The 11515-nt window shown below is 69.7% G+C and carries 10 protein-coding genes; 3 read left to right on the top strand and 7 right to left on the bottom strand.

Annotation, left to right across the window (positions count from 1 at the left end; genetic code table 11):
• Nucleotides 1-2626 (top strand): CARDB domain-containing protein (locus HR086_RS38925; RefSeq protein WP_174468144.1); only part of this gene is annotated, 2626 nt, incomplete at its 5' end.
• A gap of 68 nt (nucleotides 2627-2694) precedes the next feature.
• A complete protein-coding gene (locus HR086_RS38920) occupies nucleotides 2695-3096 on the top strand; it encodes a hypothetical protein (protein ID WP_141648619.1) in 402 nt (133 codons plus the stop codon).
• Between the two features lie 4 nt (nucleotides 3097-3100).
• Here the strand turns inward: HR086_RS38920 and HR086_RS38915 are convergent, their stop codons facing one another.
• From HR086_RS38915 to HR086_RS38885, 7 genes are all read right to left on the bottom strand, one after another.
• Nucleotides 3101-3913 carry a hypothetical protein gene (locus HR086_RS38915; protein ID WP_174453704.1) on the bottom strand — a complete coding sequence of 271 codons (813 nt, stop codon included), beginning with the start codon at nucleotides 3911-3913 and terminating at the stop codon, nucleotides 3101-3103.
• A gap of 98 nt (nucleotides 3914-4011) precedes the next feature.
• Entirely contained in the window at nucleotides 4012-5076 is a 1065-nt protein-coding gene (locus HR086_RS38910) for a nicotinamidase (RefSeq protein ID WP_174453703.1), read from the bottom strand.
• 36 nt (nucleotides 5077-5112) lie between these two features.
• Nucleotides 5113-6987, bottom strand: coding sequence for a hypothetical protein (locus HR086_RS38905; protein ID WP_174453702.1), 1875 nt, complete (start codon nucleotides 6985-6987; stop codon nucleotides 5113-5115).
• A 4-nt stretch (nucleotides 6988-6991) separates the two neighbouring features.
• On the bottom strand, nucleotides 6992-7795 hold the full coding sequence (locus HR086_RS38900; protein ID WP_174468143.1) for a protein phosphatase 2C domain-containing protein: 804 nt from the start codon (nucleotides 7793-7795) through the stop codon (nucleotides 6992-6994).
• 275 nt (nucleotides 7796-8070) lie between these two features.
• Nucleotides 8071-8760, bottom strand: a complete 690-nt coding sequence (locus tag HR086_RS38895) for an NUDIX domain-containing protein (RefSeq protein WP_141648624.1) — start codon at nucleotides 8758-8760, stop codon at nucleotides 8071-8073.
• A gap of 53 nt (nucleotides 8761-8813) precedes the next feature.
• Complete coding sequence (locus HR086_RS38890) at nucleotides 8814-9818, bottom strand: diacylglycerol kinase family protein (RefSeq protein ID WP_174460557.1); 1005 nt, start codon at nucleotides 9816-9818, stop codon at nucleotides 8814-8816.
• 81 nt (nucleotides 9819-9899) lie between these two features.
• A complete protein-coding gene (locus HR086_RS38885; protein ID WP_174468142.1) occupies nucleotides 9900-10904 on the bottom strand; it encodes an SDR family oxidoreductase in 1005 nt (334 codons plus the stop codon).
• Between the two features lie 352 nt (nucleotides 10905-11256).
• Between HR086_RS38885 and HR086_RS38880 the strand changes: the two genes are divergently transcribed.
• A partial coding sequence (locus HR086_RS38880) for an Ig-like domain-containing protein (protein ID WP_174468141.1) occupies nucleotides 11257-11515 on the top strand: 259 nt, incomplete at its 3' end.

Here is an 11515-nt window from a genome sequence, read left to right as displayed (position 1 = left end):
CACCCAGCCCGACCCCACCGAGTCCGGCGGTCCCGACTTCCACGTGGAGTCCGTCTCCGGCCCTTCGGCCCTCGGCGCGGGCGAGCTGCGAGCCCGGGCGCGCCTCTGCAACGAGGGCGGCGGCGCCGGCTCGACGGAGGCCTCCTTCTTCCTCACCGCCACCGCCGCTCCCGGCACGAGCGAAATCCTCCTGGCCACCAGCACCCGCCTCTCCCTCCGCTCCGGCGAATGTCGGGAAGTCTCCGTCTCGGTGAGCGCGCGGGCCGCGCCCGAGGGCAGCTACTTCCTGAGCGCGAGGGTGGATCCAGACGGCGCCGCCACGGAGACCCGCGAGGACAACAACGTCCGCCTCGGCAACACCGTCCGCGTGGACCGCACGCCTCCGGAGACACCCGCGCCCGCATGGACGCAGGCCGGAATCGGGAGGCCGCGCAACCTCAGCCTCCATACCGAGGCAGGCGCCACGGTGCGCGTGTACGAGGGCCCAGGCTGCTACGGCCAGGAAGTCGCGAGCACTGTCACGGGCAGCGATGCCTACTGCGAGGTCCCCATCGATGTCCCGACGACGCCCGGAGCCACCTGGTCCGCGCGCGCCTATGACGACGTCGGCAATGGCTCGCCCTGCAGCCCCACCGTGGACTACCCCTACGGCGACGGCACGCCACGGATTGCTCCGGTGCTGATCAGCACCAGCCCGGGCTCACCTGGCGGCAGCCTCCAGCCCACCTTCAACGGCCGCGCGGAGCCGCGCGTCACCGTCGAGATTTTCAGGAACGCCACCTGCCAGGGCACCGCGGAGCAGACGCTGACCGCGGATGGCGCCGGCTTCTTCTTCGCCCAGATGAACGTGGCCAGGGACGAGAAGGTGACGGTGTCCGCGCGAGCCAAGGACTCGGGCGGCTACTCCACGCCTTCGCCCTGCTCCAATCCCCTGGAGTACCAGAACGACGGCACGCCGCCGGCCCCGCCCCGCGTCACGGACGTGAAGTGGCAATACCTGAACGACGGCCGACAGCTCGTCGTCACGGGCACCGCCGAGCCCCATTCCACCGTGGGCATCTTCATCGACGTCGCGTGCACGGGAACGCCCGCGCGCACGGTGCAGGCGGACGCGGAGGGACGCTTCACCGCGACCGCGCCCTTCGGAGCCGGCGGCAGCCACCGCGTGTTCCTCGCGGCGAAGGACGCCTCGGGCAACGTGTCCACCTGCGCGGAAGGGCCCGCGTACGAGCTCCGCTGCCCGCCGGGCACCGCGGACTGTGACGGCCGCTCCTCCAACGGGTGCGAGGTGGACCTGACGGCGAACCCGAACCACTGCGGCACCTGCGGCAACACCTGCCAGGACGGCCCCTATGCGGACGGCGTCTGCGTGGCGGCGACGTGTGGCCACACCTGCGCGCCGGGCTACTACGACTGCGACGGCAAGCCGGCCAACGGCTGCGAGTCGCGCACGGTGTGCCAGCCCACCAGCCAGTGCACCATCGACAAGCCGAGCGAGCTGATGATTACGGCGCTGTCCGTCGTCGAGGACCCGGTGCGCACGGCGCCCGGTGGGCCGTGGCACTTCGGCACGGTGATGCGCGAGCTGGCCGGTGGGCAGGACCCGTCGCCGATGGTGCGCGCGTGGCTGAAGACGTGGCTTGCGAAGCAGAACGTGAACGGGCTGGAGATTCCGCCGCGTCCGGAGATGCAGACGCGCGTGCTGGGGCCGTGGGAGGCGCGCAGTGGTGGGCCGTCGGCGCCGCTGGACTTCAACTCGGCGCCGTTCCGGCTGCTGGCCATCGTCAACCGCATCGACCTGCGCGAGCAGGGTCTCCAGGCGGGAGAGGGGCGCTTCATCTTCGGCGTGGTGGACCCGAGCGGTGTGCCGCTCGAGTTCACCATCATCCTCGAGTACGCCCTGCCCGGAACCACGCCGGAGTCCATCCAGCGCTGGGCCACGGACTGGCATGAGCTGGGAACGCTGAAGGTTGGAAACGCGGGCTACAACGCGAAGCTCCAGGCGCTCACGGACCGCTTCTCGAAGCGAGGGGTGATGACGGGTCGGCACGAGGGCAGCGCGCTGAACCAGATTCGCACCAATGAAATCGAGCTCGCGGAGCCGTGGGAGATGCGCGAGTTCATCCTCTCGCCGCTGGGCCTGATGCCGACGACGATGAAGCTGACGCCGGCGCTGCACTTCGAGAACACGCAGCTTTTGGCCACCTTCCTGACGGAGAACAGCGCGGACGTGCTCGCGGAGCGGCATGTGGTGCCCGACAGCATGGGGGGCTTCCCGTTCCTGGCGGCCCACTCGCTGGTGCCGCTGGACTTCTTCTGGCGCGCGCCGAACGTGGCGAACGAGGTGCGCCACAAGTTCTCCCTCAACACGTGCAGCGGCTGCCACGCGGGCGAGACGCAGACGGAGTTCGTCCATGTGGCCCCTCGAACGCGAGGGACGACGGCGGCGCTGTCACCCTACCTGCGAGGCACCACGGTGACGGACCCGGTGACGAAGTCGGTGCGCACGTTCGATGACCTGACGCGGCGCGCCGATGACCTGAAGGCGCTGGTGTGCGCGCCGACGGCGGGCCTCAAGTCCGTGGGCCTGGTGCCGTCCAACCTGCCGCCCGCCCGCGTTCACTGAGTCACGCAAGGAGTCAGCAGGCCCGGGGAGCAAACCCTCTCCGGGCCTTGTCAGGGTAGGCTTTGGGCATGGCCCTCTCTCCTGACGACTATGCCCGTCGCGATGTCAGCAGCGCCCTGCATGCGAAGCTGCACGTCCAGCTCGAGGTAGACCGCGTCAAGCTCCCGCCCGTCACCCCGGGCGAGGCCGTGGTGGAAGGACGCATCGCCCGGATATTCCGAGGCGACCCGGCACGGCTCTCCACCCCCGTCTCCTTCGAGGTCGCCTGCTACCGCAAGGGCGACATGCTTCCCCCAAGCGGCATCCGCTGGAGGCTCGTCAAGGACCTGGAGCACGCCCGGTACATTGAAATCTACCTCGACACGAACGCCGTAGGAGTCATGGATGCTGGGCCGGGCATCGCCGTGCTCGAAGCCCTGTCCGACACGCCCCAGTTCGTCTTCAGCGACATCGAAGAAGAGGACGAATAGCGCCTCACCGGCCGAAGCCACCCAGGGCCGTGCGGCTGAAGCTCGCGGCCCCCTGGCTCACCCGCACCGCGGACTGGCTGAACACCTGGAAGGCCGCGCGAATCTCCTGCGCCGTCTCGCCCGGGGTCAGAATCCATTTGTCCTCGATGCCCATCTCCTGGAACACGCGCCGGAAGTCCGTGCTCCCGTCATCGATGCCCATCGCCGCGACGATGTGGTTCTCCGCGCGACGCAGGTCGTTCACCACCGCCGCCACGTCCCTCGCCGTGGCGCGGCTCGAGTGCATGTCCGCGCCGTCGGTAATCAGCAACGTCACCGTTCGCACCGGCACGCCGTTGCCGCTGAACTCCTGGGACTTCGCCAGCACCGTGCCCAGCAGCACCACCGCCTGGTCGTACAGGGGCGTGCCCTGGTCCGCGCTGTAGTTCTTCGAGTGCATCCGCACCACGTCCTCCAGCGGCCGGTACGGATTGAGCACGTGGCCATTCAGGTAGCGCGTGTGGAAGAGGACGCCGTCCTTCTGCTTGCTCGCCAGCAGTGAGTCGAGCACCAGGTTGTGCCCATCGCACACCGTCTTCGTGTGTCCGCTCGTGGAGATGCTCCCCGAGTCGTCTGGCATCACCGTCACCAGCACCACCTCGCTGGCCTGCACGTCTTCCACCCGCACGCCGAGCCCCGCCTGGATTTGCGCGCCCAGGTCCACCACCGACAGCGCCTGCAATCCCGCGGGGCTCAACACCCCTTCCGCGTGCGCATCCTCGAAGAGCTTCGTCACCGCCGTCTGGCCACCCCACGTCGACTTGCTCGTGCTGCTCATGTCCAGCTCACTTTCTCCCCCGGTCCGAGGGCAGGGCTCCGCCCGCCCGCTCTCTTCGGAGCAAGGTCGGGTCTTGATATGCGTGATGAAAAGACAGCTCAGCCGATGCGCAGGTCCGGCCAGCTCGTCAGCGGGTCCGTGGACTTCACCAGGTGCATGCCCGCATCCGCGAAACGCTTCAGGGCCGCGTCCGCCTGCGGGGTGAAGTCCGCCGCGAAGCCGCCCTTGCCGTCGGGCACCGTCACCGCGGACATGCAGTCGGTCAACAGATACACCTTGCGAGCCAGCGCCGCGTCCTGCGCGACGATTTCTCCGAGCAGGTCGTCGATGGAACTCTTCACGCAGTGGCTCGCGGCCTGGCCGCCAATCACCACCGCGTCCGCCGTCAGCAGCGTCTTGAGGAACTGGGTGTTGCGCTGTGCCAGCGGCTGGCCGTCATGCCGGCCCATCACCTCCGGCCGCAGCACGGAGTAGTTCTCCGTCAACGGGTTGCCGCCCTTCACCTCCGCCCAGGACTGCATGCCGCGCGCGTACGAGTGGAACAGCCGCGCCTCCTGCACCACGCCCGCCAGCGCGTGTCCGTCGCCTCCCAGGAGGCAGTGCGGCGGCCACAGGTACAGGGTGTATTTCCCCGCGCGCTCCAACTCCTCGCAGTAGTACTTCACCTGCTTGAGCAGCCAGGGGTAGTTGCCGCCGCACAGCCACTTCGCCATCGCGGGGTTGGGCCGCGCCTGCCCGCGCTCGATGTGCTCGCGCGTCACCTCGCGGTACGGCGTGAGTGGCTTGTCATCCTGGTCCACCCAGAAGGACGGGAAGAAAATCTGGTACGCGAAGTGGGTGTCCAGCGTCGCCGTGACGTTCGTCAGCGTGCCCAGGTTCTTGTAGATGAACTCAGCGATTCGGCGGCTGTCGTCCACCGCTCCGCGTCCGCTGCGCCCCGCGACGTAGAGCGAGCCCTCCGGGAAGCAGAAGTCCTTCTGCACGTCGATGAGCAACAGGTGCAGGTTGAACCCATCCGCCGCCGCCGAAGTGACTCCATGCGCGCCCCGCCACGCGCCCGCCTCCAGTTGCAGCCTTCCCGCGTCCGGGCCGTAGCTGTACTGGCCCGCGTGGTCCGCCCGGTAGAAGCCAGGCATCGGAAGTTCCTTCAGGTGCTTCTTCATCGCGCTACCCCCATGTGAAGAACTCAATGTGTCCGCTCACGCCATCCGCAGCGTGGTGAGGTCCTGCCTGCCCACCACCAACAACCCCTGCCGAGTCAGCAGGAGCTGACAACCCGAGTCCACGAAGGGCTCGGCATCCGGAAACTCGCGCACGGCCTCCAGCCGGCCTTGCCGTGACTCCACACGGGTGAGGCCCGCATCCGTCGCGCAGAACAGCGCCTCCCCCACCGCGCACCGTCCGCTCCGGAACGCTCCGCCCAGCCACGAGCCATCCCCCGCCTCCGCCACGCCGCTCGCGCGCACCACGCCGTCCGAGCCCACCGCCACGCAGTGGTGCCGTGTGCGCCCCGCCGCTTCCTCCGCGAGGAACAGCCACGCGAGCGCCCCGTCGAAGACACAGTCCGCGTCCACGAGCTGTCCCGAGGGCCACGGCAACACGAGTCCGTCTCGCAATCCCAGACGCTCCGCATCGAAGACGAACGCGCCCCTCAGTCCCCCCGCGCGGTGGAACCCCAGGCCGAAGCGGGGCCCCACGAACAAGCGCGTCTGTCCCTCCAGCACATCGCCGATGCGCTCCTGGCCATGCGCGCCGTCGCGCCACAGTCCGCCGCCCACCGCCCAGTAACGATGTCTCGCATTGGCGGCGAAGGCCGGGCGTCCCTCGGGGGCGTCCACGCTCAGTCGCTCGGGCGCTCGTTCCGGGACGAGCACCGCCACCACCCCGTCGCGTCCCACCAGCGTCGCGTCCCCTTGCAGCGACCAGCGCAGGGAGGGGTCCAGCGGTCCGCGCAAGGCCACACGTCCGTCCTCGCGCCGATAGGCGCCGTCCGCGTGGTACAGCCAGCGTGGGACTCCCTCCTCCACGCTCGCGTGGACCAGGACACCGCGCGTGGAGAACAGGTGCGTCGCCGTCACCTGACCGCGCGTCGAGGTGACGGGTGTGCTCGCCGCCACCGCGTGGGGCTGACACGTGGGGCAGGCGCTCCGCGCATGTTCGACGCCGCACGACGCGCACGCGGTGAAGCGCAGGCCCTCCAGCAGGGGCAGCGGGAAGACGCAGCGCAGGTCCTCCACGAAGACGCGGTGAAGGTGGTGGAGCACGTCATCCGGCAGCGTGCGCAGCGGGAGCGCGGGCTTCGGGTACTGCACTTCCGGATGGAAGACGGTGATGCGCTGGAGCAGCCGCCCCGCCGGAGTCGCCCGCGCCGCCGGGGACTTCGCCCGGTACACCCCACCGTGAGGCCCCACGCACAGGAGCGACTGCATCGCGGCCACGGTGAAGCCATACCAATCACTCGCCTCCGACGCGGGCTGCGTGGGGATGAGGCTCGTCGCGCCGCCCAGGCGCACCGGGTCGAGGAAGCGCTCGGTGAACACCGAGCACAGGAAGCCTCCGAACTGGAAGCTGTCCGCGTCGATGAGGTGCGCGTCCGCGTGCCCCGTCACCAGCACGTTCAAATCGTTGAAGTCGCCCACCACCACGCCCGAGGCATGCACCCCGGCGAGCGTCCGATGCAGCCCACACAGCACTTCGACTGCGCGAGCGGACGTGGCACCGACGCGGCGGAACGAGGGTTCGCCGAAGCGACGCAGGGACTCCACGCCGTCCAGCTTGCGCATGGCGTAGCCCAGCACCCTCTGTCCCGTGGAATCCGTGGCGAGCGCCTGCGGCGTCACCACCCGCCCCGGCAGGCCCATGGGAAAGGCGCGCAGCTTGCGTTGATGCTCGTCCAGGCGAACACGGGCGGCGGCCTGTTCGACGGCGAGCCCCGTGTAGTCTGCATGCTCGGGCTGCTTGAACACCTTGAGCGCACGCCCCTTGCCCAGGTCGAACACATCCGCTTCGCCGCCCTTGCCCAGCGCCTTCGCGGGATTGAGCCGCACCTTCTTGCCTTCGAGCCAGAGGTCCATGGCGTCACGCCCTCCCCATGCGGCGACGGAGCACCACCATCGTCGTGTCGTCCGCGAGCAGGCCCGGCGCTCGCTCCAGGCGCCGTGCCTCGAAGTCGGCGCGCACGTGCTCTCGGTTGAGCATCGCCAGCCGGCGCCGCAGCGCATCCGGGTTCGTGAAGTAGCGGTCCTCCGTCCAGAACCGCGACAGCTCCCCCACCCGCTCATCGCTCGCGGGAAGGCGCGCCTCCGCCAGCTTCGCCAGGTCCGAGACTCCATCCGTCCCGAGCATCAACACCCGCACGTCTTGCGTGGGCACCAGGGCCTGCGCGACGAGCGGCGTCTGGGCTCCACTCGACAAGGCATAGGCGAGATAGGGCGGTGCATTGTTCGCGAAGGGCCCCAGCACCCGCACCTCGCCGTTGAGGCACCACACCCCATCTCCCGCGGAGAAGACGAGCGTGTGAGAGGGCGTCAGCACCGCGCCCACCACCGTGAAGAGGAAGTCCCCCAGGGTGTCGCGACCGAGCTCCCGCCGGAGCTCACTCAACAGACACAGCACGTCCTCTCGCAGCCCGGGAAGGAACCCGGCTTCATCCACACGCCCGTCTTCCGCCAGTCGCACCAGCGCCGCCTGCGCCACCCGCCGCACGCCGAGCTGCGCGCCCAGCTCACTGCACGGCTGGCTGCCACAACCGTCCGCCACCACCGCCACCAGCCCGTGCTCACTCGCGCGCACGCACCAAGCATCCTGGTTGTTGCGCCCCGCCCTCGCATGCTCCCGGCCCTGCACGGAGGCGGCGGCGACATCGAAGGGAAGCGAGGACATGGCTCTCCCGTGGCCCGCGAACGGGCTCGGCACGGCGAAGGTGCGACAAGGTGACGCGCCCTGTCCCCCGGGCTCCCCGGGAGCGGCGGCCTCCCACGCTCCCCGAAGAGGGACTCCACGGGCCGCGCCTCTCCTCTGGTGGCGCTGTCCCGCGGAGCCTCGCTCCGGGTTCGTGTATCTACGACACCAACATAGTGTCCGAACGACACTGTGTCAATGCAATGGGAGGCCGGACGGGAGGACAGGGCCTCCGTGCGCGGGTGGACAGCGGGGCGTCAGAGTTCGAAGTTGAAGCCGGCCTTCTCGAGCTGGCGGTACTTCTTGTGGTCGAACCGGTAGAGGCGCGCGGCGCGGTGGGAGACGTCCTGCTCCACCTCGTCCAGCTCCTCCAGCAGGTCCATGGCCAGGATTTTCTTGCGGAAGTTGCGCTTGTCGAGCTCGCGCTCCAGCACGACCTCGTACAGGCGTTGGAGCTGGGTGAGGGTGAACTTGGGCGGCAGGAGCTCGAAGCCGATGGGCTGGTAGCGCACCTTGCCCTTGAGGCGCTGCAGCGCGGTGTTGAGGATGTCCGCGTGGTCGAACGCCAGCTTGGGCGTATCCCAGACGGAGAACCACGCGGCCTCGCGAGCGTCGGTGGCGGCGCGCAGTGCGTGGGCGCTGAGCTTCACCAGCGCGAAGTACGCCACGGTGATGACCCGACCCCGAGGGTCCCTGTCCGGCTCGCCGAAGGTGAAGAGCTGCTCCAGGTGCCCGGGGCGCAGACCGGACTCCTCTTCCAGTTCACGCCGCGCGGCGGCCTCGAGCGACTCGTCCAGCTTCACGAAGCCGCCCGGCAGCGCCCAGCGGCCCTCGAAGGGCTCCACCCCGCGCTGGATGAGCAGCACCTTCAGGTCATCGTCGTCCAGGCCGAAGACGACGCAGTCCACCGTCAACGAAGGTCTCGGGTACTCGTAGGTGTAGCTCACGGCGCACCGGCATAGTGTCCGGAGCACACCCGAGTCAACGAGAGCGCGCTGGGCTACACCTGGACCATGCGGGACAGCTTGCGCCAGTCGACGAGCTGGACGCTCTCCTCGGCCAGGTCGAACTCCACCGAGCGACGCATGCCGATGACGTCGCCGCCCATCTGGAAGGGCACGTCGCGGTCGAAGTCCATGCGCAGGCGCTGGACGAACCAGTCATGCATGTGCGGCAGCGGGTGCTCGCCGCGCCACAGCTTGAACATGTTGCGCGTGGCCTCCAGCACGCCGGCGCTGTAGACGCGCACGGAGAGCCGGTGCGGCACCGTCTGGGCGAAGGGGAAGGCCTTGAAGCCAAACCCCCACTCGGGCGTCGTGGCGGCGCCGGCCACGCCCGCGGGCCCTTCGTACAGGAGCGCGCCCTTCTCACTGTTGGGCACCGGAATCACGTTGCCGCGAGCATCCACGGTGAGGGCGGGCTCGCCCACGTTGTAGACGGACACCCGGGGGGTGCCGGAGCCGAACATGTGCCGAGGCACCGTCCGGGTGAACATCGCGGTGAGGTAGCCGCGCAGGCCCGCCTGCTGGCTGCGCAGCGGACCCGCGGCGGAGAGCTGATCCTTGAAGTCCTGAATCATCTCCGCGTCCCAGCCCGTACCGGCGAAGGGGGCCACCTTGCCCTCCACGCGCACCAGGGAGAAGGGACGCGTGGGCGGCAGGACTTCGCGCATCGCGGCGATCTGCTTGAGCGCCACGGCGGGACGGGGGGCGCCCGTGACGCGCGCCCAGGCGTTGCCAGTGCCCATGGGGAGCACGCCAATGGCCGGCAGGGCCACGCCCGCCGCGCGCAGTTCGTTGAGCAGACCGGTGATGGTGCCGTCACCGCCTCCGGCCAGCAGGAGCGAGGGCGGGTTGGGACGCAGCTCGGAAATCCAGTGCCGGGCCTCTTCGAGCGAGCGGGTGAGCGCCAGTCGGGCCTTGGGGAGGAAACGCTGCACCAGGCCGCCGACTCCCTCGGAGCCCCGGCGTGCACGCAGATTGACGAGGACAGCGATGTCGGTCATGGCGGCGGGACTTTCCCCGGGCCGTGTCATGGCCCGGTCACGGGCCCGCGATGGACCAGGCCCGTGACGACAATGTGAGTCTCACACCCCTAGTGCGTGGGCGACGCGCGCGCCAAGCCGCCCCCGAGCCTCCCTCCTCCCCAAGAGAGCGGCCGTGGCGACCAGTCCCCCGGCGAAGAGCAGGCGGCACAGGGCTTGCTTGCTCCGGGAGTGATAGCCGCCGGACGTGGCGGTGCCCTCGGACATGGGGTGGAACAGGCTGCCGGGGGTGGCGCCCTGACGTTCGTCCTCGAAGTGAAGGGCCTCGGTGGCGCCGTGCATGGTGCGCTCGAAGGTCCGCGGCATCAGGCCGTGCATGGCGGCGAAGGCGCGGGCGGCGGGGCCGACGAGGACTTCGGCGCGGGGTTGGCGCAGGACGCGGAGGATGGCTCGGGCGACGCGTTCGGGGGTGTAGACGGGCTCCACGGGGCGCACGCGCCAGCCGGTGTAGTTGGCCGTGTGGTGCCACAGGGGCGTGTCGATGGCGGCGGGCATCACGGTGCAGACGTGGATGCCGGTATCGAGGAGTTCCTGGCGGACGGAGGCGGTGAAGCCTCGCACGGCGTGTTTGGAGGCGACGTAGGCGCTGACATAGGGGGCGGTGACGGAGCCGAAGGATGAGGAGACATTGACGAGGGTGCCGTGGCCCTGGCGGCGGAACTGCGTCACGGCGGCTCGGGTGCCGCTGACGGTGCCGAAGAAGTTGGTCTCCATGAGCTGGCGGAAGGCGTCGTCGGGGGTCTCCTCCAGGCTGCCCATGAGGTAGACGCCGGCGTTGTTGATCCACGCGTCGAAGCGGCCGAAGGCTCGCACGGCTTCCTGGGCGAGCGCCTGCACGGAGGCGGAATCCGAGACATCGGTGGGGACGGCGACGGCGCGGACGCCGAGGGAGACGCACTCACGGGAGAGGTCCTCGAGCGGCTCCTCGCGGCGGGCGGCGAGCACGAGGTGGGCGCCCTTCTTCGCGAGGGCGAGCGCGGTGGCGCGGCCGATGCCGCTGGACGCTCCGGTGATGACGACGACGCGGTTCTTCCATGCCCGTTTCATGTTCCCTGGCCTCCGTTGGGCGAGCCGGCGCGCTGGCGGCTCCTGGCCCTGAGCGAAGATGGGGATGAAGGTGGCGAGTGCCTCGTGCCCCAGGGGGCTCCCCCGGAGAGCGGGCGGCAGAGCGGTTCCGGAGCACGGACGGGAGTCCAGCGCCGAGACGGAGCCGTGGAGGTTCCACCCGAAGTGGAACGACTCCGCGCCGGTGGGTCTGGGCCTGAAAGCAAGGGGTTGGGGTGGTTTGGAGGAAGCGGGAGAGGGCTGTTATGGGCATGCGACTGTCTGGTGGGCAACGGAACGCGGCCTGCACTGACACCACACGATGAGCACTCCAAGACCTGTCCTGCCGCCCTGGGTGGTAGCCGTTCTCCTGTCCGCGCCGGCCTGTATCGACGTGCCGGGCATCACTCCCGTCCAGGGCGAGGTGCGCATCCGCACGCCCGAGGCGACGGCCTACACGAGGGGGGTCTTGGACCTCGGCCTGGAGGTGACGGGGCACCGTCCGGACCGTGTGGAGTTGCTCCGGGACGGAGAGGTGCTCGCGGTGCTGGAGGCTCCGTACACGTATGCGTGGGACACGGCGGGGGAGACGGAGGGTGAGCACCGGTTGGGTG

It is taken from the genome of Myxococcus sp. CA039A, assembly GCF_013336645.1.
Classification (GTDB): Bacteria; Myxococcota; Myxococcia; order Myxococcales; family Myxococcaceae; genus Myxococcus; species Myxococcus llanfairpwllgwyngyllgogerychwyrndrobwllllantysiliogogogochensis.
The sequence above is the reverse complement of the archived record's forward strand: the minus strand, read 5'-3'. Positions and strand labels throughout refer to the sequence as shown.

Coding starts and splice junctions, on each gene's coding strand:
- HR086_RS38920 (WP_141648619.1), top strand. CDS start 2,695: ATGGCCCTCTCTCCTGACGACTATGCCCGTCGCGATGTCAGCAGCGCC.
- HR086_RS38915 (WP_174453704.1), bottom strand. CDS start 3,913: ATGAGCAGCACGAGCAAGTCGACGTGGGGTGGCCAGACGGCGGTGACG.
- HR086_RS38910 (WP_174453703.1), bottom strand. CDS start 5,076: ATGAAGAAGCACCTGAAGGAACTTCCGATGCCTGGCTTCTACCGGGCG.
- HR086_RS38905 (WP_174453702.1), bottom strand. CDS start 6,987: ATGGACCTCTGGCTCGAAGGCAAGAAGGTGCGGCTCAATCCCGCGAAG.
- HR086_RS38900 (WP_174468143.1), bottom strand. CDS start 7,795: ATGTCCTCGCTTCCCTTCGATGTCGCCGCCGCCTCCGTGCAGGGCCGG.
- HR086_RS38890 (WP_174460557.1), bottom strand. CDS start 9,818: ATGACCGACATCGCTGTCCTCGTCAATCTGCGTGCACGCCGGGGCTCC.
- HR086_RS38885 (WP_174468142.1), bottom strand. CDS start 10,904: ATGAAACGGGCATGGAAGAACCGCGTCGTCGTCATCACCGGAGCGTCC.